Origin of the sequence: Providencia sp. PROV156, from assembly GCF_028480905.1 — a bacterium.
Taxonomy (GTDB): domain Bacteria; phylum Pseudomonadota; class Gammaproteobacteria; order Enterobacterales; family Enterobacteriaceae; genus Providencia; species Providencia hangzhouensis.
On record NZ_JAMPPE010000019.1, the window covers coordinates 26,019 to 51,956 of the forward strand.

The window sequence follows — 25,938 nt, forward strand, 5'->3', positions numbered from 1 at the left end:
GTTAATGAAAAATGATAAATATATTAGTGGAGTAAAAAATGACTGATTTTGATACAATTTCAACAGCTAAAAAAGATAGTAGCGATATTCATTTACGTAATGTTGATCTTAACCTATTAACGGTTTTTGACGTGGTTATGCAGATGCAAAATGTGACAAAAGCTGCGCAAGTTCTAGGGATGTCTCAGCCTGCAGTAAGTAATGCGGTTTCACGTTTAAAATCAATGTTTAATGACGAGTTATTTGTGCGGTATGGGCGTGGTATTCAGCCGACATCGCGTGCTAAACAATTATTTGGGCCTATTAGGCAAGCATTACAATTAGTTCATAATGAATTACCTAGCGCAGGTTTTAACCCACAAAATAGTGATCGGGTATTTAATTTATCTATCTGTTCACCGTTAGATATTCGCCTAGCTGCTATTATTGTCGAAAAATTTAAGGTAGTTTCGCCTAATATTAATATAATCATTCATTCTTTTATGGGTGATAAAATTGCTCATCAATTAAAATACCAAGAAATGGATTTCTTCCTTGGCTATAATCAATTAGAAAAGACGGAATTTCAACATCAGGTTTTATTTGATGACGAATTGGTATTAGTGGTGGCAAATCATCATCCACGTATTGGTAATTCAATTTCTGAAACTGAACTAAATAATGAACGCCACGCTATTATGTCAATGGATAACATGGGGTCATTTAGTAAACCTTATTATAATAATACTGAGTTATCGCATACGGTTAGTTATCAAGGGACTGACTTAAATAGTGTATTGAGTATTGTTGCTCAAACTGATCTCGTGGCTATTGTGCCAAAATGGTTAGTTAATTATCACGTTGGGCAACTTAAATTACGTACGTTAACGTTACCTTGGCTTAAGGATACACTGCCTTGTTACTTAACTTGGCATGAATCAACGGTTAGGGATAAAGGCCATCAATGGATGAAGTCTCAATTCAATCAATTGATTGAGGAACTCTCTGAACAGCCTGTTGCGGCATAACACGCCTATTTAAAATATTAGAGGTTGTAGGCTATCTCGAACTGATGAGAAAGAAATAGCTCATTTTGTTAAGGGACAATAACAAATGAAATTGTCCCTTAAGGCCAACAACCTCTATATTTCTGCAAACGTGCTTATAACAAAATACACATGCCAACAAGCTGATTAACTCATTATATTAGGTGCTATGGTGAGTTTTGTAGCAGACATAACATTTGCAAAAAATTTACATATAAATGCTTTTCACGCATCTCTTTAGTCGATACACTGCGAATATTCAGCTAACACTTGTAAGCTGAAATAATAAGAATGGTTAAGTGCTTGTGAATGTGCCGAGTAGCTTATATCGATAATGACTTATAGGGAATAAACTTTGATTACTGAAAATCTATATCCATACCACTTGGTTAATCGCTTACGTAGCAGGGTTACTGCACAAGAATCAGCGAACCGGATAGCTTTCAGTCAATGGGATAACGGGCAACGTAGCTCATTAACGTGGGGGGAGGTTGGCGATCGCACTTCAGCAATTTCTCGACACCTCTTAGCATTAAACGTTATCGCACAAGAAAATATTGGGTTATTTGCCCACAACAGTATGAATTGGTCATTAGTGGATTTTGCCGCGTTACAAATTAGGGCGGTCACGGTGCCACTTTATGCGACTAGCAGTGTCGAGCAAGCTGCGTATATTATTAACGACGCAAATATTAAAGTGTTATTTGTTGGGGAAGAGGCGCAATATCAAGTTGCATGCCAGTTACCCGCTCTTTGCCCTCAATTAACCACGATTGTTGTGATGAATGACAATGTTAAGTTGGCTGATATTTCAATCAATACCATGCATTTATCCACGTTTATGGCGCAATCACAAACCGCATACCAAGCAGAACTGGATGAACGCATCGCTGCGCATAATCTCAGTGATTTATTTACCATCATCTATACATCAGGTACTACCGGAGAACCCAAAGGCGTTATGTTGGATTACTACAACATGGCTGCGCAGCTGTATCTCCATGACGAACGATTACAACTCACCGCTGATGATGTTTCTTTAAGTTTTTTACCACTTTCACATGTTTTTGAACGTGCATGGAGCTTTTACGTTATGCACGTTGGAGCTCTAAACGTTTATTTAACGGATACCAATCAGGTTCGGGAAGCATTAGCTGAGGTAAAACCGACAGTAATGTGTGCGGTTCCACGTTTTTATGAAAAAGTTTATTCAGCAATACACAGTAAAGTGGCAAAAGCACCTTTAGTACGTAGGGCACTATTTCGCTGTGCATTATCCCTTGGCAGAAGCCGAGTGAAAGCCTTAGCAAAAGGCCGCAAACCCTCTTTTATTAACCGCGCTATTTTCCCGATGGTCGACAAACTGGTCCTCAATAAAATTCGTGAAGGGTTAGGGGGGCGAATTCGGTTCATGCCAGCTGCAGGTGCCCGTCTTGATGACGATGTGATTGCATTTTTCCTTTCTGCAGGGGTAAACATTAAATACGGCTATGGTATGTCAGAAACCTGTGCCACGGTATCTTGCTGGGAAGAAGGGAAATACCCATTAGGCTCGATTGGTACACCACTATCTTCTGTTTCAGTGCGTATTGGTAAAGACGATGAAATACAAGTAAAAGGGCCGGTGGTTATGAAAGGCTATTACAACCGCCCGATTGAAACCTTAGATACATTTACAGCGGATGGCTGGTTAAAAACAGGTGATGCAGGGAAAATTGACGAACAAGGTAATTTATATATTACAGATAGACTAAAAGATTTAATGAAAACGTCTAATGGAAAATATATTGCACCGCAGATGATTGAAGGCGTATTAGGGCAAGACAAGTTTATTGAACACATCGCAGTCATTGCCGATGCTCGTAAGTTTGTTTCAGCGCTTATTGTGCCTTGCTATGACAGCTTAGAAGAATATGCCCATTCAATAAACTTGAAATATCGAGATCGTTTAGAACTCTTAAAAGACTCGAATATTGTGGCATTATTCGAAAGTCGCTTAAAAGACTTACAAAAGAATATCGAAAATTTCCACCAAGTTAAGCGTTTTACATTGCTACCAACCACATTTTCAATGGAAAAAGGTGAATTAACGCCGACTTTAAAGCTACGTCGTAAAATCATTTCTGAGCGCTATCAATTAGAAATTGAATCGATGTACAAAGAATAATTTACCATTTAATTATCTGACTTACCTGTATTATAAGTAAGTCAGGTCTTGTTTTTGTTCTGTTCTTATTTATTCATTCAAATAATAGCTCAATATTAAAAATTGTAACGGTTCCAACTAATTAAAGTTGCACTGTTTTTTCATTCATGCCAGTCATTTTTCCTTCTATTATTTTCATACGTAGTCAATTTATCTATCAAATTCCCATGTTCAAGATGATGTGAAAGTTTCGTGAACCTTGCACTGAAATGGTGTTTGCTTCGTTTCAGCCGGAGAGATATGTTAATAGTACGAATTTCACTATTTAAATGATAAAAATAAAGAGGTAGAGCATACCTCTTCACTTGCAAATAATGTCTGGGGGCAAACTCATGGAGATGTTGTCGGGAGCGGAAATGGTCGTCAAATCGTTGATTGACCAAGGAGTAAAGCACGTGTTTGGTTATCCAGGCGGTGCCGTATTGGATATTTATGATGCACTTCATACTGTTGGCGGGGTAGAACACATATTAGTGCGTCATGAACAGGCTGCGGTGCATATGGCTGATGGTTATGCACGTTCAACAGGAGATGTTGGGGTCGTGTTAGTGACATCGGGGCCAGGGGCAACGAATGCGATTACGGGTATTGCGACAGCTTATATGGATTCAGTACCGATGGTGGTGTTATCGGGGCAGGTTGCCAGTTCGCTAATTGGTAATGATGCGTTTCAAGAATGCGACATGGTTGGGATTTCAAGGCCAATAGTAAAGCACAGTTTTTTAATTAAAAGCGCAGAAGAAATTCCTGAAACCATCAAGAAAGCTTTTTATATTGCGGCAAGTGGGCGTCCTGGGCCTGTAGTTATTGATTTCCCTAAAGACACCGTTAACCCTGCCTTGAAGTTTGCTTATCGTTATCCAGAAAATGTTTCTTTGCGTTCTTATAACCCAACGCTGCAAGGCCACAAAGGTCAAATCAAAAAAGCGTTAACTAAATTAGTTTCGGCAAAAAAACCGGTTTTTTATATTGGCGGGGGAGCGATTAACGCGAATTGCTCTGCTGAACTTATTGAGTTGGCAGAAAAACTACAATTACCAGTAGTATCAACCTTAATGGGGTTAGGAGCTTTCCCAGAAACTCACAAGCAGTCTGTCGGGATGCTTGGAATGCATGGAACCTATGAAGCTAATAAGGTTATGCATAACTCAGATGTGATTTTTGCTGTTGGTGTTCGTTTTGATGATAGAACAACGAACAACTTAGAAAAATACTGCCCAAATGCGACTGTTATCCAAATTGATGTTGATCCAACGTCTATCTCAAAAACGGTTAATGCGGACATCCCAATCGTGGGTGATGCGAAACTTACATTAAAGCAAATGTTAGGTCAGTTAGACCAGGCTTCAGCAAAACAAGATAACCAAGCGCTCACTGCATGGTGGAAAGAAATTGAACAGTGGCGTAGTAAACAATGTTTACGTTACGAAACCAGCCCAACAAAAGTTAAGCCACAACAAGCTATTGAAATGATTTACCGTTTAACGAAAGGTGAAGCGTATGTGACATCTGACGTCGGGCAGCACCAAATGTTTGCCGCATTATATTATCCCTTTGATAAACCTCGTCATTGGATAAATTCTGGAGGTCTTGGCACGATGGGCTTTGGTTTACCTGCTGCATTAGGGGTGAAATTAGCGCATCCAAAATCGACAGTTGTTTGTGTGACCGGGGACGGCAGTATCCAAATGAACATTCAGGAGCTTTCAACAGCCCTGCAATATGGTTTACCGGTTTTAGTACTCAACTTAAACAATGGTTTCTTAGGCATGGTAAAACAATGGCAAGATATGATTTATCAAGGCCGCCATTCGCAATCCTACATGCAATCATTGCCTGATTTCATCAAGTTAGCGCAAGCTTATGGCCACGTTGGTATTTCGATAACAACACCTGATGAGCTGGAAGAAAAACTAAAACAAGCCCTTGTTGAAGTAAATGAAAATCAGCGATTAGTCTTCGTTGACGTAAATATTGATGAAACTGAGCACGTTTATCCAATGCAGATCCGTGGTGGCGCAATGGATGAAATGTGGTTGAGCAAAACAGAGAGGACCTGATCATGCGTCGTATTTTATCCGTTTTATTAGAAAATGAATCAGGTGCTTTGTCCCGTGTCATAGGTCTGTTCTCTCAGCGTGGTTATAATATTGAAAGTTTGACCGTGGCGCCAACGGACGATCCAACATTGTCACGTATGACTATCCAAACTAAAGGGGATGCAAAAGTTCTTGAGCAAATTGAGAAACAATTGCATAAATTGGTTGATGTGCTGCGTGTCAGTGAGCTGACGGCGTCAGCACATATTGAACGTGAAATCATGTTAGTGAAGCTACAGGCCTCTGGATATGGGCGTGATGAAGTGAAGCGCTGTGCGGATATTTTCCGTGGACAAATTGTTGATGTAACCCCAACGCTTTATACCGTTCAGCTAGCGGGAACAAGCGAAAAACTGGATGCTTTTATCGAATCAGTGCGTGGTGTTGCTGAAATTGTTGAAGTTGTACGCTCAGGGATCGTCGGAGTTTCACGCGGTGATAAAATTATGCGATGAAAAATTTATCTTCCGAAGGTAGAATAATCGCGTTTAAGGCCCCGAATGATTCGGGGCTATTCCCAAAATTGTAAAGAGGTTAACGTGAAACTGGATGAGATAGCCCGTCTAGCGGGTGTTTCCCGCACAACGGCTAGTTATGTGATCAACGGCAAGGCCAAGCAGTATCGAGTCAGCGATAAAACTGTAGAAAAAGTGATGGCAGTCGTCAGAGAGCACAATTACCATCCAAATGCAGTTGCTGCGGGGCTACGAGCAGGGCGTACCCGTTCTATAGGGTTAGTGATCCCAGACTTGGAAAATACCAGCTATACCCGTATAGCAAATTACCTTGAAAGGCAGGCGCGTCAACGTGGTTATCAACTACTAATAGCATGCTCAGAAGACCAACCTGACAATGAAATTCGTTGTGTTGAGCACCTTTTGCAACGACAAGTTGACGCCATTATTGTTTCGACAGCTTTACCGCCGGAACACCCGTTTTATCAGCGTTGGGCGAACCGTTCTTTACCGATTATCGCACTTGATAGAGCCCTTGAAAAAGAGCATTTTATTAGTGTCGTTGGTGATGACCAAGAAGATGCTTTCATGATTTCAGCAGAACTACGCAAGTTTAATGCTGAATCCGTATTGTATTTGGGGGCGTTACCTGAGCTGTCTGTCAGCTATTTACGCGAGCAAGGTTTCCGTAAAGCATGGCATGAAGACCCGCGCAAGATTGATTATCTGTATGCAAATAGCTATGAACGCGATTCAGCAGCAGAGGTTTTTGCACATTGGCTTGATAGCGGTAACGAGATGCCTGACGCGTTATTTACAACATCATTTTCCTTACTACAAGGTGTATTAGATGTTGCGTTGAAACGTAGTGGTCGTTTACCTGAGCACATGGTCATTGCCACATTTGGTGATAATGAGTTATTAGATTTTCTCGAGTGCCCAGTGCTTTCCCTTGCACAACGCCATAGGGATATCGCTGAACGTATTTTAGAATTAGTACTTGCCAGCCTTGATGAAAAGCAAAAACCAGAACCTGGTATTACTCGTATTCGCCGTGATTTATGCCGTCGTGGAAGTTTAGGTCGTAAGCAGTAGTAAAATAGACTTAACTTTAATCGAACAGTGAATATTTACACGATAATGAGTGATGTTGGTCACAATAATGAGTAATATAACGGCCCCTATCTTGTAGGGGCTTTTTTTTTATAAGCTAAAAGTAGGTAAATATTTAACTTTAGGATTTATCTTAAGATATTTATTGCTGATTTTAAAATGAAAGCTAAATCGGATGATTAAATTAATATAAATTTATTGTAGATGTATTACTGATTTGTGCGATAAATATTTAAAATTAAATACTGTTTATTAAAACAGTTATTTATTGTGTTGATATTTAATGGTTTTATTTTTCTTTCGGGGTGTTTTTACCATTATTAGATATTAATGATTATTTGGGGACTCAATAAAAGTAAATAACCGGTACAAGATATACTGATTAAAAATGAGACTTAAGTTGAATTTATAATGATTTGTATGATTTTGCAGCAATCTAGAGTGATCTCGCTTATTTAAGTTGCACTTTATAAAATATATTAATTATATCAACTTGTTATTTCGCATTTTCTTTCCAAGTCATATTTTACCTACCCTTATTTTTTCTGAATTGTTCTGTAAATAAAGCTAAAGCTGAGTGCGACTGGCTTGACAACGTTTTCATACCATTCGTAAACTTTATATGTGGTGAATTGTGGGGTAAAGTGGGTGGCTTGGAAATAAAAGGGGTTTAATCGGGTATGTTTCGTGGGGCAACACTGGTTAATCTCGACAGCAAAGGGCGTCTAACCGTGCCGACTCGTTATCGAGGAATGCTGAACGAGGAATCGAAAGGGCAAATGGTTTGTACCATTGACCTTCACCAGCCATGTCTGCTGCTTTATACCTTACCTGAGTGGGAGATTATCGAAGAAAAGCTTTCTCGGTTATCGACGATGAACCCTGCTGAACGACGCGTGCAACGGCTGTTATTGGGCCATGCAAGTGAATGCCAAATGGACAACGCGGGGCGTCTTTTGTTAGCCAGTACATTGCGTCAACACGCAGGGCTAACCAAAGAGGTCATGTTGGTTGGCCAGATTAATAAATTTGAACTTTGGGATGAACAAACTTGGTATCAGCAAGTGGAAGATGATATTGCCGCTGAGCGCCTTACCAATGAACCACTTTCAGCCCGCTTACAGGATTTGTCACTTTAATAATGACGCAACAGCAATTTAAACACGTAACAGTATTACTGGATGAAGCCGTTAATGGCTTAAACATTAAACCTAACGGTATCTACATTGATGGCACATTTGGTCGTGGTGGTCATTCAAGGTTGATATTAAGTCAGCTTGGCGAAAATGGTCGTTTAATCGCCATAGACCGTGACCCAGAGGCAATAAAAGCGGCTCAAACTATTGATGACCCTCGTTTTATGATTAAACATGGCCCATTTTCTGCGATTGCAGAGTATGTCGAAGAAGAAGGGTTGGTCGGGCAAATTGATGGCGTACTGCTGGATTTAGGCGTTTCTTCACCCCAGTTAGATGACGCTGAACGCGGATTTTCCTTTATGCGTGACGGGCCGTTAGATATGAGGATGGACCCAACCAAAGGGCAATCTGCACAGCAATGGTTGATGGACGCAGAAGCGGATGACATAGCTTGGGTTTTAAAAACTTTTGGTGAAGAGCGTTTTGCGAAACGAATTGCGAGAGCGATTGTTGAGCGTAATCATAACCCGGAAGAAGAACCGTTAACACGCACACGGCATCTTGCTGAATTAATTGCAAAAGTTAGCCCAATGAAAGACCGACATAAGCACCCAGCGACGCGTAGCTTCCAAGCCATTCGAATTTATATCAACAGTGAATTGGAAGAAATAGAAAAAGCGTTAGAAGGCGCAATGAACGTTTTAGCACCACAAGGGCGTTTATCAGTTATCAGTTTCCATTCGTTGGAAGACAGGTTAGTAAAACGGTTTATTCGCAAAAATAGTAAAGGTCCATCGGTGCCAGCAGGTATTCCTCTAACTGAAGCGCAGATTAAAGAGTTAGGTGCAGCGCAGTTACGTGACCTAGGTAAGATGAAACCTTCGGAAAACGAAATTGATGAAAATCCACGCGCACGTAGTTCCGTGTTGCGGTTTGCTGAGAAGGCGGCGGAATAATGGTTCCAGAAAGGCACAGCCTAGCTCGCGTCATTGGGCGTGATTTATTTCGTTATGGCATCGTTCCTTTGATTTTATTAGTGGCAATTATTATCAGTGCTGTTTTTGTGGTAACAACGGCACATGAAACGCGTTTACTAACGGCCGCAAAAGATAAGTTGTATGAAGAAAAAGACTTGTTAGATATCGAATGGCGTAATTTGATCCTTGAAGAAAACGCCCTTGCGAGCCATAGCCGAATAGAACGTTTATCGGTTGAAAAATTACAGATGGTGCAAGTTGAACCATCACAAGAAAAAATTATTGTTTCTAAGCAATAAAAAGGTTCCTAATGAAAGCACCAAAAACAGCGAAAAATAAGAAACAAGAAGAAAGTACCAGCTTTGTCCGCTGGCGCTTTATTTTGCTGTGCGGATGCATTGTCTTAGCGTTAGCAGGGTTGCTAACGCGGGTGGCTTATCTGCAAATTATTGCGCCAGAGAAACTGGTGAAAGAAGGCGATATGCGCTCTTTACGAGTGCAAGAAGTTGCGACATCACGAGGTATGATTAGCGACCGAGAAGGGCGGCAACTTGCCGTGAGTGTGCCAGTCAATGCGATCTGGGCAGACCCCAAAGAGGTATTTGAAAAAGGGGGAATAAGCAATGACGAGCACTGGAAAGCACTGGCAGACGCACTTGAAATTCCATTAGAACAAATTACGAGCAAAATATCGGCCAATCCAAGAGGCCGTTTTGTGTATTTAGCGCGCCAAGTTAACCCATCTATTGGTGATTACGTTAAAAAATTAAAAATACCGGGTATTTACTTACGCAAAGAATCTCGTCGTTATTACCCATCAGGCCCAGTTACCGCTCACTTACTGGGGGTAACAAACATTGATGGTGAAGGGATTGAAGGCGTCGAAAAAAGCTTTGACCGTTGGTTAAAAGGTGCGCCGGGTGAACGTACAGTCCGTAAAGACCGTAATGGGCGAGTGATTGAAACCATTTCGTCTATTGACAGCCAAGCTGCGCATAATCTGACATTAAGCATTGATGAACGTATTCAATCCATTGTTTACCGTGAATTAACACGTGGCGTGCAGGAAAATAAAGCGGAATCGGGTGTGGCAATTTTAGTTGATGTTCATACCGGTGAAATTTTAGCAATGGCGAATAGCCCATCCTATAACCCAAATAACTTAACGGGTACATCAATGGATGCGATGCGTAACCGCGCCATTACGGATATTTTTGAGCCGGGCTCAACAGTAAAACCTATGGTGGTAATGAGTGCGCTACATAACAAAATTATTAAAGAAAACTCAGTAATTAATACTTATCCGTATCGTATTAGTGGTCATGAGATCAAAGACGTAGCACGATACGCTGAGCTAACTATTACTGGGATTTTACAGAAGTCGAGTAACGTAGGTGTTTCAAAACTTGCGTTAGCGATGCCTGCCACTGAGCTGGTGGATGTGTATAGCCGCTTTGGGTTTGGCAAGCCGACTAATCTGGGGTTAGTCGGGGAAAGTAGTGGCATCTTTCCAAGTAAAAAAACACGGTGGTCTGATTTAGAAAGGGCCACCTTTTCTTTTGGCTACGGGCAAATGGTAACACCGTTACAGTTAGCGCGAGCCTATGCAACGATAGGGAGTTTCGGTATTTACCGGCCTCTATCAATCACTAAAGTTGACCCTCCCGTGCCAGGGACGCGTGTTTTTCCTGAGCCAATTATGCGTACTGTGGTGCATATGATGGAGAGTGTAGCTCTACCCGGCGGCGGGGGAGCTCGAGCAGCCATTAAAGGCTATCGCATTGCCATTAAAACCGGTACAGCAAAAAAAGTGGGCCCTGAAGGGCGCTATGTTAATAAATATTTAGCTTATGCCGCAGGTGTTGCGCCTGCGAGTAATCCACGCTATGCGTTAGTTGTGCTTATCAATGAGCCAAGTGCAGGTAAATACTATGGTGGTGCGGTTTCTGCCCCCGTATTTGGCTCAATCATGGGTGGGGTCTTGCGGTTGATGAATGTTGAACCCGATGCATTGCAACCAAACGAACAAAATGAAATCGTAAATAGTCAAAAAGAGGTTAAAAGTGGCAGATCGTAATCTTTGTGATCTACTCTCACCCTTTGGTGTGAGCACAACTCCAATCTCACTGCGTGAGATGACGCTAGACAGTCGAAAGGCTGCCGCGGGCGATCTGTTTATTGCAATAAAAGGTCATCAATCGGATGGGCGACACTATATTCCTCAAGCGATTGCTCAAGGGGTTTCCGCTGTAATAGCAGAGGCGGAAGGTGAAGCTGTTGAAGGCGAAATTCGTTTCGTTCATGGCGTACCTGTTATTTATTTGAATGACCTGAATAACCGTTTATCTGCACTGGCCGGTGAGTTTTACCACCAACCTTCTGCAAAAATGAAACTCGTTGGTGTGACGGGGACTAACGGTAAAACCACCACCACACAATTAATTGCTCAGTGGGCTCAAGGGCTAGGGGAAACTAGCGCAGTAATGGGAACCGTGGGTAATGGCCTATTAGGCCATGTGTCACCAAGCGAAAATACCACGGGCTCTGCGGTAGATATTCAACTTGAATTGACCCAGTTATTGAACCAAAAAGCAACATTAACAGCGATGGAAGTTTCTTCCCATGGATTAGTGCAAGGCCGTGTCGCAGACTTACAGTTCGATGCCGCTGTGTTCACTAATTTAAGCCGTGATCACCTTGATTATCACGGCGATATGGAAAGCTATGAAGCCGCTAAATGGCTATTGTTTTCCACACATAATACAAAATCGCAAATTATCAATGCGGATGATGCGATTGGTTTGAAGTGGCTGCAGCGTTTACCACAAGCGTGCGCGGTGACCATGGAAAACAAAATTCCTCAAGATTGGCAAGGCCCATGGTTAAAAGCAATGGAAGTTGAATACCACGACAAAGGCGCCACTATCCATTTTGATTCCTCATGGGGAAATGGTGACTTTGAAAGCCCATTGATGGGAGCATTTAATGTCAGCAACTTATTAGTGGCAATGGCAACTTTGCTGATGATGGATTATCCGTTAAACAAACTGCTGGCTGCTACATCTTCATTGTCACCAGTTTGCGGCCGTATGGAAGTGTTTAGTGCACCGAATAAACCGACAGTTGTTGTTGATTATGCGCATACTCCTGATGCCTTAGAAAAAGCCTTAGTGGCAGCACGCTTACATTGCAAAGGGCAATTATGGTGTGTATTTGGTTGCGGTGGTGACCGTGACAAAGGTAAGCGCCCTCTGATGGGAGCCGCAGCAGAAGAATATGCAGATAAAATCGTGATCACAGATGACAACCCGCGCAGCGAAGACCCTATCGACATTATTAATGACATCATGGCTGGACTATTAGATTCCAGCCGTGCCTTAGCCATTCCAGGTCGTCCAGAAGCAGTGACAAACACCATTTTACAGGCATCTCCTGATGATGTGATTGTGATTGCCGGCAAAGGTCATGAAGATTATCAAATTATTGGTCAGCGCAAGCTAGATTACTCCGACCGTTTAACGGTGGCACGTTTGTTGGGGGTAATCGCATGATCTCTTTAACACTCGCTCAGCTGGCACAGATTACCCAAGGGCAGATTGAGTCTGCTCCAAATACCAATGTTTTGATTAGCTCTGTTAGTACTGATAGCCGTAAAATTGCTGAAAATTGCCTATTTATTGCCTTAAAAGGTGAACGCTTCGACGCCCATGATTTCGCAAAACAAGTGGTGGTTGCTGGAGCTAAAGCGTTACTTGTTGAGCGCAAACTGGATGTGGATTGCCCACAAGTTATCGTAAAAGACTCGCGTATTGCGATGGGCCAATTGGCTGCATGGGTTCGTCAGCAGAGCAGAGCTCGAATCGTTGGCTTGACGGGCTCTTCGGGCAAAACATCTGTTAAAGAAATGACCGCATCTATTTTATCTGAGCGCGGTAAAACCTTATATACCGCCGGTAATTTAAACAACGATATTGGTGTGCCTTTGACACTATTTCGTTTAACAAATGATGATGAATTCGCTGTGATAGAAATGGGTGCTAATCACCCTAATGAAATCGCCTACACAACCAATATTGTTAAACCAGAAGCGGCGTTAGTTAACAATTTATTTGCTGCGCACTTAGCGGGCTTTGGTTCACCGGAAGGGGTTGCGACAGCCAAAGGTGAAATTTATCAAGGTGTTCCAGAAGAAGGAACCGCAATTGTTAACCTTGATAGCTACAGTGAAAAATGGCAGTTTCAGCCACGCCAAACTGTTTGGTATTACTCGCTAACTTCACAAGCAAAAGCGGATTTCTATCCTTCTGATATTCAAGTGAAACAGCTAACAACAGATTTTGTGTTACATACCCCTGTTGGTAGTGTCGATATCACCTTGCCATTACCAGGGCGGCATAACATTGCTAATGTGTTAGCGGCAAGTGCATTGGCGATTTCTGTCGGCGCTAGCCTAGAAGATATCAAAAACGGCATAGCAAAAACGCAAGCGGTACCCGGGCGTTTATACCCTGTGCGCTTGAGTGAACACAAAGTGGTATTAGATGACACTTATAACGCCAATGATGGCTCAATGATCGCAGCAATTCAGGTCCTCGAAAAAATGCCGGGTTACCGCATCTTAGTGGTAGGGGATATGGGGGAACTGGGTGATTATGCCGAAGATTGCCACCAACGTGTAGGTGTTGCCGCTAAGCAGGCGGGTTTAGATAAGGTATTCAGTGTTGGTCAGTTAAGTGAGTTGATCAGCCAATTTAGTGAGTGTGGTGAGCACTTCACAGTGAAAGCAGATTTATTAACCCGACTAATTCCGCTAGCGCAGCAGAAGGACGTTGTTTCTATTTTAGTTAAAGGTTCACGCAGCTCCGCGATGGAAGATGTTGTGAATGCATTGAAGGAGTGCTTCGAATGTTAGTCTGGCTTGCCGAAATGTTAGTCCACAAGTTTTCTGTTCTGAACGTCTTTTCTTATTTGACGTTCAGGGCCATTGTCGGTTTGCTGACGGCACTCGCCATTGCTCTGTGGATGGGGCCTCATTTAATTGCTTACCTGCAGAAAATGCAAATTGGTCAAGTCGTTCGTAACGAAGGCCCTGAGTCTCACTTTAGTAAGCGTGGGACCCCAACTATGGGCGGGTTATTGATCTTATTTTCAATTACCGTTTCAACATTGTTATGGGCTCGATTAGACAACCCTTACGTTTGGTGTGTACTACTCGTGCTAGTCGGGTATGGCATTGTCGGTTTTGTTGACGACTACCGGAAAGTGGTTCGTAAAGACACTCGTGGCTTAATCGCGCGTTGGAAATATTTCTGGCAATCCGTGATTGCGTTAATAGTTGCCTTTTCCATGTACGCGATTGGTAAAGATACCCCAGCAACTCAGTTAGTTGTACCATTTTTCAAAGACGTAATGCCACAACTGGGCATGCTGTATATTTTGCTGACCTATTTTGTGATTGTTGGAACCAGTAACGCAGTAAACCTAACCGATGGCTTGGATGGCTTAGCTATCATGCCAACGGTATTTGTTGCCGCAGGTTTTGCATTAGTGGCATGGGCAACAGGTAACGTCAACTTTGCCAGTTACTTACATATTCCATTTTTACCCCATGCAGGTGAACTGGTGATTGTCTGTACTGCCATTGTGGGGGCAGGGTTAGGCTTCTTATGGTTTAACACATACCCAGCGCAAGTATTTATGGGCGATGTCGGCTCATTGGCGCTTGGCGGTGCACTGGGGACTATTGCGGTATTACTGCGCCAAGAGTTTTTATTAGTGATTATGGGCGGTGTGTTCGTCGTTGAGACGCTGTCAGTTATTTTACAAGTCGGTTCATTTAAATTGCGTGGACAACGTATTTTCCGTATGGCACCAATTCATCACCATTATGAATTGAAGGGTTGGCCAGAACCACGTGTTATCGTGCGTTTCTGGATTATCTCGTTAATGCTAGTCCTGATTGGGCTGGCAACCTTGAAGGTGCGTTAAGATGGTTGATTATCAGGGTAAGAACGTCGTTATTATTGGGCTGGGGATCACCGGCCTCTCTTGCGTTCACTTTTTCCTTGAGCGCGGCGTGGTGCCTCGCGTTATGGATACCCGTGCAGTACCGCCTGGTGTAGATAAACTCCCAGAAAATGTAGAATGCCATAGTGGCAGTTTGAATAATAGCTGGTTACAGGCCGCCGATTTAATTGTTGCTAGTCCAGGAATTGCGTTAGCGACCCCTCAATTACAGCAGGCTGCAGAAAATGGCATCGAAATTGTGGGTGATATCGAATTATTTTGCCGTGAAGCAGATGCACCGATTGTCGCGATTACAGGTTCAAATGGTAAAAGCACTGTCACGTCATTGGTTGGTGAAATGGCTAAAGCAGCGGGTATTTCAGTTGGTGTAGGTGGCAACATTGGTACGCCAGCACTTTCATTACTCAATGCAGGGCATAATCTGTACGTTTTAGAACTTTCCAGCTTCCAATTAGAAACCACTTCAAGTTTAGAAGCGACCGCCGCGACAGTCTTAAATATTAGTGAAGATCATATGGATAGATATCCATTAGGTCTAGAACAGTACCGTGAAGCGAAATTAAAAATTTATCACAATGCTCAAAACTGCATTGTTAACGTACAAGATATACTGACCTTACCCGCTAATCATACTTTGGATGAATGCATTAGTTTTGGCTTAAATAGTGGTGATTATTTCTTTGATACCCAAAAACGGGTGTTAGTGGCTCAAGGAAAAGAGCTATTAGATGTCAATGAAATGCACTTAACTGGCCAACACAATTACCTTAATGCGTTAGCCGCGTTAGCATTGGCGGATGCAGTGGATATTCCTCGTCCAGCTTGCCTTCAAGTATTGAAAGAATATGCGGGGTTAGCACATCGTTTCGAATTAGTGTTATTCAATAACGGTGTTCGCTGGATTAATGACTCTAAAGCCACAAATGTTGGAAGTACAGAAGCGGCATTAAATGGGTTACACGTGGATGGCAATATCTATTTATTATTAGGTGGGGATGGCAAGTCAGCCGATTTTTCACCATTAAAACAATATATTGCTGCGGATAACTACCGCTTATATTGCTTTGGTCGTGATGGGAAAGCATTAGCTGATATGGCACCTGAAAAATCAGTATTGACTGAGACTATGGAACAAAGCTTACGCCAAATTGCGCCACAATTAAAAGCGGGGGACATGGTGCTGTTATCCCCTGCATGTGCCAGTTTGGATCAGTTTAAAAGTTTTGAGCAGCGTGGAACTGTCTTTGCTCAATTAGCCCAGGAGTTAGGTTAATGACGATACCGGGTGCGATGCGTTTAAAAAATTGGGTCATTGGTGAAAAAAATGGCGTGATTTCAGGCTCAACGCTTTACGACCGTACATTAGTGTGGTTGGCATTCGGTTTAGCCGCAGTGGGTTTTATCATGGTCACATCCGCTTCCATGCCAGTTGGCCAACGCTTAACAGAAGACCCGTTCTATTTCGCTAAGCGTGATGTGGTGTATATCGTTATCGCATTTATTTTAGCGTTGGGTGTCATGCGTATCCCGATGGCAGTTTGGGAAAAGTACAATTTCATTTTGTTGATGGTTTCACTTGGCATGCTAGTGGTGGTGCTGGTTGCAGGAAGTTCAGTTAACGGGGCATCACGCTGGATAGACATCGGTTTGGTAAAAATTCAACCAGCAGAAATTTCGAAATTTACGTTGTTTTGCTATGTGTCCAGTTACTTGGTGCGTAAATCCGATGAAGTCAGAACCCGTTTTCTTGGCTTTATTAAACCGATGTGTATTTTGATTGTTATGGCGTCATTGCTTTTATTACAGCCTGACTTAGGGACCGTTATCGTATTAGTGGTTACCACTCTGGGATTGTTATTTTTAGCGGGCGCAAGGTTAGCGCCGTTTATTATTGGTATTGCCGCTTGCGCAGTGGGGGTATTGGCTTTGATTTGGTTCGAGCCGTACCGCTTACGTCGTGTTACATCGTTTTTGAACCCGTGGGATGACCCGTTTGGCAGTGGTTATCAGCTAACCCAATCTTTAATGGCTTTTGGTCGTGGTGAAGTGTTTGGGCAAGGGCTTGGTAATTCAGTACAAAAATTAGAGTATTTGCCAGAAGCACACACAGACTTTATTTTCTCGGTTTTAGCTGAGGAGCTCGGGTACTTTGGCGTTGTATTGGTTCTGCTGATGGTCTTTATGTTGGCATTTAGAGCAATGATGATTGGCCGTCGCGCATTGATGTCAAACCAATTATTCGGTGGTTATTTAGCTTGTTCAATTGGTATTTGGTTTACCTTCCAAGCCTTAGTTAACGTTGGGGCTGCATCCGGGATGTTACCGACAAAAGGTTTAACATTGCCATTAATTAGTTATGGTGGTTCGAGTTTACTGGTAATGGCTGCTGCCATTGCGATATTACTGAGAATTGATTTTGAAACACGCCTTGAAAAAGCGCAGGCGTTTGTAAGGAGCACTAAATGAGTCAGGCAAAGAAATTACTCGTCATGGCAGGTGGAACTGGAGGACATGTTTTTCCAGGTTTAGCCGTGGCACATTATTTGCAGGCTCAAGGGTGGGAAATCCGTTGGTTAGGCACGGCTGACCGAATGGAAGCAACATTAGTGCCTAAACACGGTATCGATATTGAATTTATTCAAATTTCTGGTCTCAGGGGTAAAGGCATTGCCGCCCAACTGGGGGCGCCATGGCGTATTTATAAAGCAATTCGCCAAGCAAAAACAATTATCAAGCGTTATCAGCCAGATGCTGTATTAGGCATGGGAGGCTATGTTTCGGGGCCCGGTGGTATTGCGGCATGGCAATGTGGTGTACCCGTTGTGCTTCATGAACAAAATGGTATTGCAGGGTTAACGAATAAATGGCTATCTCGAATTGCAAAAAGAGTATTACAAGCCTTTCCGGGGGCATTTCCTGACGCACCAGTTGTAGGGAATCCAGTACGGGAAGATGTTTTGGCTCTACCTGCACCACAGGAACGTTTAGCGGGCCGAGAAGGCGCTATACGCGTATTGGTTGTCGGTGGTAGCCAAGGGGCACGGATTTTAAATCAGGTGATGCCTCTGGTTGCTGAAAAAGTAGGCAAACAGTTAAATATCTGGCATCAAGCGGGAAAAGGCAGTAAGGAATCGACAGAAGCATTGTATAATGAGCACATGCAAGTTTCAGTCAATTCTGAGTATAAAGTTACTGAATTTATTGATGATATGGCGCAAGCTTACGCATGGGCAGATATTGTTGTTTGTCGGTCTGGCGCACTAACCGTAAGTGAAATTGCAGCCGCAGGTTTACCGGCTATTTTTGTTCCTTTTCAACATAAAGACCGTCAACAGTATTGGAACGCATTACCGCTAGAAAAAGCGGGGGCGGCTAAAATTTTAGAACAGTCACAATTTACCGCAGATGCTGTGGCGAGCTTATTAGGGCAATGGGACAGAAACGAATTACTCTCAATGGCTGAAAAAGCACATAGTTGTGCAATTACTGATGCAACAGAGCGAGTTGCTGCCGTGATCTGTGAAGTGGCTAAATAATATTAGTCATAATTGATACCGAATTAATTAGAAGCGAAGAAATATAGTGAATACACAACAATTAGCGAAATTAAGAACATCAGTGCCAGAAATGAGAAGAGTCAGGCACATCCATTTTGTCGGCATCGGCGGTGCTGGCATGGGTGGTATCGCTGAAGTGTTGGCAAATGAAGGCTATGAAATTAGTGGTTCAGATTTAGCTCCGAATGCAGTGACTCAACAATTAACCGCATTAGGGGCAACGATTTACTTTAATCACCGTCCAGAGAACGTTGAAAATGCCAGTGTTGTCGTCGTATCAACAGCGATCTCAAGTGAGAACCCAGAAATTCAAGCCGCCAAAGAATTGCGTATTCCTGTTATTCGTCGTGCGGAAATGTTAGCGGAATTAATGCGTTATCGTCATGGCATTGCTGTTGCAGGTACCCACGGGAAAACCACTACGACAGCAATGATTTCTGGGATTTATGCACAAGCAGGCCTTGACCCCACATTTGTGAATGGGGGATTGGTTAAATCAGCAGGAACGCATGCACGTTTAGGTAGTAGCCGCTACTTGATCGCAGAAGCCGATGAAAGCGATGCTTCATTCTTGCATTTGCAACCGTTAGTTGCAGTTGTGACCAATATCGAAGCAGACCATATGGATACTTACCAAGGTGACTTCGATAATTTAACGAATACGTTCATTAATTTCTTGCACAATTTGCCATTTTACGGGCGCGCAGTGATGTGTATTGATGATCCAGTCATTCGTTCGTTACTACCCAAAATTGGCCGCTATATCACCACTTATGGTTTTAGTGAAGACGCTGATGTGCGTATCACGCAATATGAGCAAAAAGGAAATCAAGGCTTTTTCACTATTGCCCGTGAAAATATGCCAGAACTGACGGTGGTTCTAAATGCACCAGGGCGTCACAATGCTCTCAATGCGACAGCCGCAGTGGCGGTTGCCACAGAAGAAGGTATTGACGATTTACATATTTTATCTGCACTAGTTGAATTTCAAGGAACAGGGCGTCGCTTTGATTTCCTAGGGAATTTCCCTCTGCGAAATGTGAATGGCAAAGAGGGTGAAGTGATGCTAGTCGATGACTATGGTCATCACCCAACCGAAGTGGATGCAACGATTAAAGCCGCGAGAGCAGGCTGGCCAGATAAGCGTATTGTAATGGTATTCCAACCGCATCGCTATACTCGTACTCGTGACTTATACGATGATTTTGTTAACGTTTTGGGGCAGGTTGATGTGCTGCTAATGTTAGACGTATATTCAGCGGGCGAAAAGCATGTACCAGGTGCGGATAGCCGCTCATTGTGCCGCTCAATTCGTGGTCGTGGTCAGATTGATCCTATTTATGTTGCAGATATTGAACAAATTCCACATATTTTAGCTCAAACTCTTGATGAAAATGATTTAATTTTAGTTCAAGGCGCAGGAAATATTGGTAAAATAGCCAAAAGCCTAGCAGAAGCAAAATTACAGCCACCGATGATTGAGGAATAAAAATGACAGAGAAAGTTGCGGTTCTATTAGGAGGCTCATCTGCTGAACGTGAAGTTTCACTTCAGTCAGGAAATGCTGTGCTGGCAGGGCTACGCCAAGCAGGTATTGATGCTCATCCTATCGACCCTCAAGATTTCCCTGTAGAAACATTGAAAGATGCAGGTTTCAATAAAGTTTTTATTGCGTTACATGGCCGCGGTGGTGAAGACGGTACATTACAAGGGCTGTTAGAAACACTAAATCTGCCTTATACCGGCAGTGGTGTTATGGCTTCAGCGCTTAGCATGGATAAGTTGAGAACAAAACAATTATGGCAAGGTGCAGGATTAAGTGTATCGCCGTATGTTTACTTAACAAAACAGCAGTATAAGCAGGCTTCTTATGAGCAAATTGTCGCTAAAGTGCAATTTCTCGGATTACCTCTTATCGTGAAGCCAAGCCTTGAAGGCTCCAGTGTTGGTATGAGTAAAGTTGATAACTTAGAGGCATTGCCTGCTGCACTGGATCTTGCGTTTCAATTTGATGAAACGTTGTTAATTGAAAAATGGCTGAGTGGTCCTGAGTTCACGGTCGCGGTGTTAGGAGGCAACACTCTACCGTCAATTCGTATTCAACCACCAGGTATTTTTTATGACTACGAAGCGAAATATTTATCTGATGAAACTCAATATTTTTGCCCAAGTGGTTTAGATGAACAGCTTGAGTCAGAACTCGCAGACTTAGCGCTGAAAGCTTACCAAGTTGTTGGTTGTGAAGGCTGGGGGCGAGTTGATGTAATGCAAGGCAGCGATGGCCAATTTTATCTGTTGGAAGTTAATACATCGCCAGGTATGACAAGCCATAGCCTAGTACCGATGGCTGCTCGTCAGGCAGGTATGAGTTTTTCACAGTTAGTTGTGCAAATTTTGAGATTGGCTCGTTGATATGTCACAAGCAGCACTAAATGTTAGGCATCATAATCAAAAGAACGATGAGGATCCTCGTTCAGGAGGACCTAGTAATGGTGCATTTTTAGGTGGGTTATTTTTCTTCCTATTTGTGGTTGGCACTATCATCTGGAGTGGTTGGATGGTAATGACTTGGATGAAAGATGCGGATCGGCTGCCGATGTCCAAGTTAGTGTTAACGGGTGAGCGCCATTACACCAAAAATGATGATGTTAGAAAGGCTATTTTAGCGCTAGGGCAGCCTGGGACGTTTATGACCGTCGATGTCAACGCTATCCAGAAGCAAATAAGCATGATGCCATGGGTACGCCAAGTGACTGTGCGTAAACAATGGCCAGATGAATTGAAAATTCATATTGTTGAATACCGCCCATTCGCTAGGTGGAACGACCAAAACATGGTGGACGAACAAGGTCGGGTATTTAACTTACCGGTTAGTGAAAATGGTAAAGGCGATTATGTGTTGCTTTATGGGCCACAAGGTAGCCAAAAAGAGGTTCTTAAAGAGTTCGCAGTCTTTAAGAACACATTAGCTGCACATAATCTAAAGCTAAAATCGCTATCGATGACAGCCAGAAATGCATGGCAAATTATTTTAGACAACGATGTTAGAATCGAATTGGGTAAGAAAGATGTGTCAGAGCGGTTAAATAGGTTCCTTGAACTGTATCCGCTTTTGCAGCAAACAACGGATAAACGCGTTGACTATGTTGACTTACGTTATTCCAGTGGTGCTGCGGTGGGCTGGGCGCCACTGTTGGTTGATGCTCCACCGGAGTTACAATAAAGACGATGACTAATAACAAAAATTAGGCAGAAAAAATGATTAAAGCAACGGACAGAAAATTAGTGGTAGGCCTTGAAATTGGAACTTCCAAGGTATCAGCCCTTGTTGGCGAAATTCTGCCCGATGGTATGGTTAATATTATTGGGGTGGGAAGTTGTCCATCTCGTGGAATGGACAAAGGTGGCGTAAACGATCTTGAATCAGTGGTAAAATGTGTACAAAGAGCCATTGATCAGGCAGAACTCATGGCCGACTGCCAAATTTCATCAGTTTACCTTGCACTATCGGGTAAGCACGTCAGTTGCCAAAATGAGATTGGTATGGTGCCAGTTTCAGAAGAAGAAGTGACGCAAGAAGATGTTGACAGTGTTGTGCATACAGCAAAATCGGTACGTGTTCGCGATGAGCACAGAATTTTGCACGTGATACCGCAAGAATTTGCAATAGATTACCAAGAAGGGATTAAAAACCCGGTTGGTTTATCAGGTGTACGTATGCAAGCCAAAGTTCATTTGATCACCTGCCATAACGATATGGCAAAAAATATTGTTAAAGCCGTTGAACGCTGTGGGTTAAAAGTTGATCAGCTTATTTTTGCTGGTCTCGCTGCAAGTTATAGTGTTTTAACGGAAGATGAGCGTGAATTAGGTGTATGTGTCGTTGATATCGGTGGCGGCACTATGGATATGGCGGTTTACACTGGCGGGGCTTTGCGCCATACAAAAGTCATCCCGTATGCAGGCAATGTGGTGACAAGCGACATCGCTTATGCATTTGGAACACCACCTAGTGATGCAGAAGCCATTAAAGTGCGTCATGGGTGTGCAGTCGGTTCTATCGTGAGTAAAGACGAGACCGTGGAAGTGCCAAGTGTTGGTGGGCGACCACCAAGAAGCTTACAGCGTCAAACCTTAGCAGAAGTGATAGAGCCAAGGTATACTGAGCTGTTAAACTTAGTAAATGAAGAAATTTTAAATTTACAGGAACAGTTACGCCAACAAGGTGTCAAACACCATTTGGCAGCTGGTATCGTGTTGACTGGTGGGGCCGCACAAATTGATGGTTTAGTCGAATGTGCGCAAAAAGTGTTCCATACGCAAGTGCGAATTGGTACACCGCTCAACATCACAGGGTTAACGGATTATGCGCAGGAGCCATATTATTCAACAGCAGTAGGGCTTCTGCATTACGGTAAAGAAAGCCATTTAGGCGATGATACCGAAGTAGAAAAACGTGCATCAGTTAGTGGATGGTTTAGTAAAATCACCAGTTGGCTGAGAAAAGAATTTTAATTTTGATAAAGAAGCATATTATTAGCTTCAAAAGTAGTAAGCACAAAACGGAGAGACATTATGTTTGAACCAATGGAGCTAACCAACGATGCGGTGATTAAAGTCATCGGCGTTGGCGGCGGCGGCGGTAACGCCGTTGAACACATGGTGCGTGAACGTATTGAAGGCGTTGAATTCTTCGCTGTCAATACAGATGCACAAGCGCTGCGTAAAACCGCAGTTGGACAAACTATCCAGATCGGTACCGGTATTACCAAAGGTCTGGGTGCAGGTGCAAACCCTGAAGTTGGCCGTAATGCCGCTGAAGAAGATCGTGAGGCGCTGCGTAATGCTTTAGATGGCGCGGATATGGTCTTTATCGCAGCAGGTATGGGTGGCGGTACAGGGACTGGTGCAGCTCCGGTCGTTGCCGAGGTTGCCAAAGAATTGGGTATTCTGACAGTTGCTGTCGTGACTAAGCCTTTCAATTTCGAAGGTAAAAAGCGCATGGCATTTGCAGAGGCTGGTATCACTGAGTTGTCAAAACATGTTGACTCACTGATCACTATCCCAAATGATAAATTATTAAAAGTACTTGGTCGTGGTATCTCATTACTGGATGCTTTTGGTGCGGCAAATGACGTACTAAAAGGTGCAGTACAAGGTATCGCTGAACTGATTACACGCCCAGGTTTAATGAACGTAGACTTTGCTGACGTACGTACTGTGATGTCAGAAATGGGCTACGCAATGATGGGGTCAGGTGTTGCTCGTGGTGAAGATAGAGCAGAAGAAGCGGCAGAAATGGCTATTTCTAGTCCACTTCTTGAAGATATCGACCTGTCTGGTGCACGTGGTGTATTAGTTAACATCACGGCTGGTTTCGACCTGCGTTTAGATGAGTTTGAAACGGTGGGTAACACTATTCGTGCTTTCGCATCTGATAATGCAACTGTGGTAATCGGTACATCTCTTGACCCAGAAATGCACGAAGAACTGCGTGTTACAGTTGTTGCTACAGGTATTGGTATGGACAAACGTCCAGAAATTACTTTAGTTAGCAATAAAATGTCTCAGCAGGCGTCAATGGAACAGCGCTATCAGCAAATGCAAAATAGCATGTCTTCATTAACAGAAGAGAAACCAGCGGCTAAAGCGGTCAATGACCAAAATACGCAAACAAATAAAGAACCAGATTATCTTGATATTCCTGCGTTCTTGCGTAAACAGGCCGATTAATTTTATTTATATTGGTTTCTCCGCTTTTTGTGCTAAAATTTCCTACTGATTATCTTGTATGATGATCAGTAGGACTTATAACATTGCGAGAAAAATACGATGATCAAACAACGGACACTAAAACGTATTATTACAGCGACTGGTGTTGGTTTACATACCGGCAAGAAAGTTACGCTTACATTACGTCCAGCGCCGGCCAATACCGGGGTCATCTACCGTCGTACTGACCTTAATCCACCGGTTGATTTTCCGGCAGATGCGAAATCAGTTCGTGACACCATGTTATGTACTTGCTTAGTCAATGAAGATAATGTGCGTATTTCGACTGTTGAGCATTTGAATGCTGCCTTAGCAGGGTTAGGTATCGATAACATTGTTATTGAAGTCAATGCGCCTGAAATCCCTATTATGGATGGCAGTGCCGCACCATTTGTATTCTTACTGCTTGATGGCGGTATTGAAGAATTAAATTGTGCAAAGAAATTTTTACGTATAAAAGAAACAGTACGTGTTGAAGATGGTGATAAATGGGCTGAAATGCGACCTTATAATGGGTTTAGCCTTGATTTCACAATCGATTTTCAGCATCCAGCGATTGATAGTAGCACACAACGCTACTCACTTGATTTCTCAGCGGAATCATTTGTAAATCAAATAAGCCGTGCGCGTACTTTTGGCTTTATGCGTGATATTGAATATCTGCAATCAAAAGGCTTATGCTTAGGCGGTAGTTTCGACTGCGCCATCGTTGTTGATGACTATAAAGTTCTTAACGAAGATGGCTTACGTTTTGAAGATGAATTCGTTCGTCACAAAATGTTGGATGCAATTGGTGATTTATTCATGTGTGGGCACAATATTATTGGCGCATTCACGGCGTTTAAATCAGGCCATGCATTGAATAACAAGCTATTACAAGCAGTTTTAGCGAAAGAATCAGCTTGGGATCTCGTCACATTTGAAGACGAAGCTCAATTGCCTGTCGCATTCAAAGCACCTTCAACGGTGTTTGCATAAAATTTGATTATGCAGCTATCTTCGAGAACTGATCGAATTTAGCCTTTTCTGTTGGTTGCGCTAGTACTCTCTCCGGCTAGCGCAGCCAGCCGCTCAAACCTTTCTTTTAATCCTTTCGGGCTATTTTCGGCTAATTTCAAAAGCGCTTGTGCAGTTTGTGGACTTATCTGACGTTCGTTCATTTTTTGACTTATTGAGACTGTTTGCTTAGTTAGTGAACTATTTTGTCTCGATTTTCGCATAAGATCGGGATTGATTCTGATGTCGATAGAGGATAAAGATGGTAGAATGGACGTTCTTAATGCAGAAAGAAGATTGATTTTTTCGTAATTAAGTCGGGTCATCCAACTGGCGTTTGCCACTTCAATGACCATAACATTATTACGATAGTTTGCAACACGGCACATGGGTTTGATTTCAGCCGGCAGTAATCCTTTTACAGTACGATTCAGTTTGATAATCGCTTTTGCATTACGCTGAATAGTTTGTAAAGTGTTTGATGATGTTGCCAATGAGCCTTCAAGAACATCAAAAAGTGCTTGTGGATGACTATCTCTCATTTTTAGCTCCAGCTGAGAATGAAACAACGA

At 42.8% G+C, this 25,938-nt stretch carries 22 protein-coding genes; 21 read left to right on the plus strand and 1 reads right to left on the minus strand.

Annotation, left to right across the window (positions count from 1 at the left end; genetic code table 11):
* Positions 1-38 precede the first annotated feature (38 nt).
* The 21 genes from leuO (at position 39) to lpxC (ending at position 25,348) form a co-directional block, all read left to right on the plus strand.
* Positions 39-1,007, plus strand: a complete 969-nt coding sequence (gene leuO, locus PSF31_RS14345; RefSeq protein WP_096863189.1) for a transcriptional regulator LeuO — start codon at positions 39-41, stop codon at positions 1,005-1,007.
* Between the two features lie 373 nt (positions 1,008-1,380).
* A complete protein-coding gene (locus PSF31_RS14350; RefSeq protein WP_036958469.1) occupies positions 1,381-3,192 on the plus strand; it encodes an AMP-dependent synthetase/ligase in 1,812 nt (603 codons plus the stop codon).
* A gap of 371 nt (positions 3,193-3,563) precedes the next feature.
* On the plus strand, positions 3,564-5,291 hold the full coding sequence (gene ilvI / locus PSF31_RS14355; protein ID WP_036958468.1) for an acetolactate synthase 3 large subunit: 1,728 nt from the start codon (positions 3,564-3,566) through the stop codon (positions 5,289-5,291).
* 2 nt (positions 5,292-5,293) lie between these two features.
* Positions 5,294-5,785: an acetolactate synthase small subunit gene (ilvN, locus tag PSF31_RS14360; protein WP_004262045.1), complete on the plus strand. Its 492-nt coding sequence runs from the start codon at positions 5,294-5,296 to the stop codon at positions 5,783-5,785.
* An 84-nt stretch (positions 5,786-5,869) separates the two neighbouring features.
* Positions 5,870-6,880 carry a catabolite repressor/activator gene (gene cra, locus PSF31_RS14365; RefSeq protein ID WP_094961381.1) on the plus strand — a complete coding sequence of 337 codons (1,011 nt, stop codon included), beginning with the start codon at positions 5,870-5,872 and terminating at the stop codon, positions 6,878-6,880.
* 698 nt (positions 6,881-7,578) lie between these two features.
* Positions 7,579-8,037, plus strand: a complete 459-nt coding sequence (mraZ, locus tag PSF31_RS14370; RefSeq protein WP_004262043.1) for a division/cell wall cluster transcriptional repressor MraZ — start codon at positions 7,579-7,581, stop codon at positions 8,035-8,037.
* A 2-nt stretch (positions 8,038-8,039) separates the two neighbouring features.
* On the plus strand, positions 8,040-8,993 hold the full coding sequence (rsmH, locus tag PSF31_RS14375; protein ID WP_096863188.1) for a 16S rRNA (cytosine(1402)-N(4))-methyltransferase RsmH: 954 nt from the start codon (positions 8,040-8,042) through the stop codon (positions 8,991-8,993).
* Complete coding sequence (gene ftsL, locus PSF31_RS14380; protein WP_004262041.1) at positions 8,993-9,313, plus strand: cell division protein FtsL; 321 nt, start codon at positions 8,993-8,995, stop codon at positions 9,311-9,313. Before rsmH ends, ftsL begins: the two co-directional genes overlap by 1 nt.
* Positions 9,314-9,324: 11 nt before the next feature.
* A complete protein-coding gene (gene ftsI / locus PSF31_RS14385) occupies positions 9,325-11,091 on the plus strand; it encodes a peptidoglycan glycosyltransferase FtsI (RefSeq protein WP_004262040.1) in 1,767 nt (588 codons plus the stop codon).
* Positions 11,078-12,565: a UDP-N-acetylmuramoyl-L-alanyl-D-glutamate--2,6-diaminopimelate ligase gene (gene murE / locus PSF31_RS14390; RefSeq protein WP_096863187.1), complete on the plus strand. Its 1,488-nt coding sequence runs from the start codon at positions 11,078-11,080 to the stop codon at positions 12,563-12,565. The genes ftsI and murE overlap by 14 nt, the downstream gene beginning before the upstream one ends.
* A complete protein-coding gene (gene murF / locus PSF31_RS14395) occupies positions 12,562-13,926 on the plus strand; it encodes a UDP-N-acetylmuramoyl-tripeptide--D-alanyl-D-alanine ligase (RefSeq protein ID WP_096863186.1) in 1,365 nt (454 codons plus the stop codon). Before murE ends, murF begins: the two co-directional genes overlap by 4 nt.
* Positions 13,920-15,002 carry a phospho-N-acetylmuramoyl-pentapeptide-transferase gene (gene mraY / locus PSF31_RS14400; protein ID WP_004262035.1) on the plus strand — a complete coding sequence of 361 codons (1,083 nt, stop codon included), beginning with the start codon at positions 13,920-13,922 and terminating at the stop codon, positions 15,000-15,002. The genes murF and mraY overlap by 7 nt, the downstream gene beginning before the upstream one ends.
* A 1-nt stretch (position 15,003) precedes the next feature.
* Entirely contained in the window at positions 15,004-16,314 is a 1,311-nt protein-coding gene (murD, locus tag PSF31_RS14405; RefSeq protein ID WP_096863185.1) for a UDP-N-acetylmuramoyl-L-alanine--D-glutamate ligase, read from the plus strand.
* Positions 16,314-17,507: a cell division protein FtsW gene (ftsW, locus tag PSF31_RS14410; RefSeq protein WP_004262031.1), complete on the plus strand. Its 1,194-nt coding sequence runs from the start codon at positions 16,314-16,316 to the stop codon at positions 17,505-17,507. Before murD ends, ftsW begins: the two co-directional genes overlap by 1 nt.
* Entirely contained in the window at positions 17,504-18,577 is a 1,074-nt protein-coding gene (gene murG / locus PSF31_RS14415; RefSeq protein ID WP_004262030.1) for an undecaprenyldiphospho-muramoylpentapeptide beta-N-acetylglucosaminyltransferase, read from the plus strand. The genes ftsW and murG overlap by 4 nt, the downstream gene beginning before the upstream one ends.
* Positions 18,578-18,623: 46 nt before the next feature.
* Positions 18,624-20,087 (plus strand): UDP-N-acetylmuramate--L-alanine ligase, encoded by a 1,464-nt coding sequence (gene murC, locus PSF31_RS14420; protein WP_036958462.1) that lies wholly within the window; start codon positions 18,624-18,626, stop codon positions 20,085-20,087.
* Positions 20,088-20,089: 2 nt separating this feature from the next.
* Entirely contained in the window at positions 20,090-21,010 is a 921-nt protein-coding gene (locus tag PSF31_RS14425) for a D-alanine--D-alanine ligase (RefSeq protein WP_096863184.1), read from the plus strand.
* Position 21,011: 1 nt separating this feature from the next.
* A complete protein-coding gene (gene ftsQ / locus PSF31_RS14430; protein WP_094961367.1) occupies positions 21,012-21,821 on the plus strand; it encodes a cell division protein FtsQ in 810 nt (269 codons plus the stop codon).
* A 35-nt stretch (positions 21,822-21,856) separates the two neighbouring features.
* The gene (ftsA, locus tag PSF31_RS14435) at positions 21,857-23,113 is read left to right on the plus strand and encodes a cell division protein FtsA (RefSeq protein ID WP_004262024.1); all 1,257 of its coding nucleotides are present in this window, start codon (positions 21,857-21,859) and stop codon (positions 23,111-23,113) included.
* Positions 23,114-23,173: 60 nt separating this feature from the next.
* Positions 23,174-24,331, plus strand: coding sequence for a cell division protein FtsZ (gene ftsZ, locus PSF31_RS14440; RefSeq protein ID WP_004262022.1), 1,158 nt, complete (start codon positions 23,174-23,176; stop codon positions 24,329-24,331).
* Positions 24,332-24,430: 99 nt separating this feature from the next.
* Positions 24,431-25,348: a UDP-3-O-acyl-N-acetylglucosamine deacetylase gene (gene lpxC / locus PSF31_RS14445; RefSeq protein WP_004262020.1), complete on the plus strand. Its 918-nt coding sequence runs from the start codon at positions 24,431-24,433 to the stop codon at positions 25,346-25,348.
* Positions 25,349-25,386: 38 nt separating this feature from the next.
* Here the strand turns inward: lpxC and PSF31_RS14450 are convergent, their stop codons facing one another.
* Entirely contained in the window at positions 25,387-25,908 is a 522-nt protein-coding gene (locus tag PSF31_RS14450) for a DUF721 domain-containing protein (RefSeq protein WP_096863183.1), read from the minus strand.
* Between the last annotated feature and the right edge of the window lie 30 nt (positions 25,909-25,938).

Excerpts from the sequence above, each read along its gene's own strand:
- ilvI (WP_036958468.1), top strand. The coding sequence starts at position 3,564 with ATGGAGATGTTGTCGGGAGCGGAAATGGTCGTCAAATCGTTGATTGAC.
- ftsI (WP_004262040.1), top strand. The coding sequence starts at position 9,325 with ATGAAAGCACCAAAAACAGCGAAAAATAAGAAACAAGAAGAAAGTACC.
- murF (WP_096863186.1), top strand. The coding sequence starts at position 12,562 with ATGATCTCTTTAACACTCGCTCAGCTGGCACAGATTACCCAAGGGCAG.
- ftsL (WP_004262041.1), top strand. The coding sequence starts at position 8,993 with ATGGTTCCAGAAAGGCACAGCCTAGCTCGCGTCATTGGGCGTGATTTA.
- rsmH (WP_096863188.1), top strand. The coding sequence starts at position 8,040 with ATGACGCAACAGCAATTTAAACACGTAACAGTATTACTGGATGAAGCC.
- mraY (WP_004262035.1), top strand. The coding sequence starts at position 13,920 with ATGTTAGTCTGGCTTGCCGAAATGTTAGTCCACAAGTTTTCTGTTCTG.
- murG (WP_004262030.1), top strand. The coding sequence starts at position 17,504 with ATGAGTCAGGCAAAGAAATTACTCGTCATGGCAGGTGGAACTGGAGGA.
- mraZ (WP_004262043.1), top strand. The coding sequence starts at position 7,579 with ATGTTTCGTGGGGCAACACTGGTTAATCTCGACAGCAAAGGGCGTCTA.
- ftsA (WP_004262024.1), top strand. The coding sequence starts at position 21,857 with ATGATTAAAGCAACGGACAGAAAATTAGTGGTAGGCCTTGAAATTGGA.
- ftsQ (WP_094961367.1), top strand. The coding sequence starts at position 21,012 with ATGTCACAAGCAGCACTAAATGTTAGGCATCATAATCAAAAGAACGAT.
- murD (WP_096863185.1), top strand. The coding sequence starts at position 15,004 with ATGGTTGATTATCAGGGTAAGAACGTCGTTATTATTGGGCTGGGGATC.
- ftsZ (WP_004262022.1), top strand. The coding sequence starts at position 23,174 with ATGTTTGAACCAATGGAGCTAACCAACGATGCGGTGATTAAAGTCATC.
- lpxC (WP_004262020.1), top strand. The coding sequence starts at position 24,431 with ATGATCAAACAACGGACACTAAAACGTATTATTACAGCGACTGGTGTT.
- ilvN (WP_004262045.1), top strand. The coding sequence starts at position 5,294 with ATGCGTCGTATTTTATCCGTTTTATTAGAAAATGAATCAGGTGCTTTG.
- PSF31_RS14425 (WP_096863184.1), top strand. The coding sequence starts at position 20,090 with ATGACAGAGAAAGTTGCGGTTCTATTAGGAGGCTCATCTGCTGAACGT.
- leuO (WP_096863189.1), top strand. The coding sequence starts at position 39 with ATGACTGATTTTGATACAATTTCAACAGCTAAAAAAGATAGTAGCGAT.
- PSF31_RS14450 (WP_096863183.1), bottom strand. The coding sequence starts at position 25,908 with ATGAGAGATAGTCATCCACAAGCACTTTTTGATGTTCTTGAAGGCTCA.
- ftsW (WP_004262031.1), top strand. The coding sequence starts at position 16,314 with ATGACGATACCGGGTGCGATGCGTTTAAAAAATTGGGTCATTGGTGAA.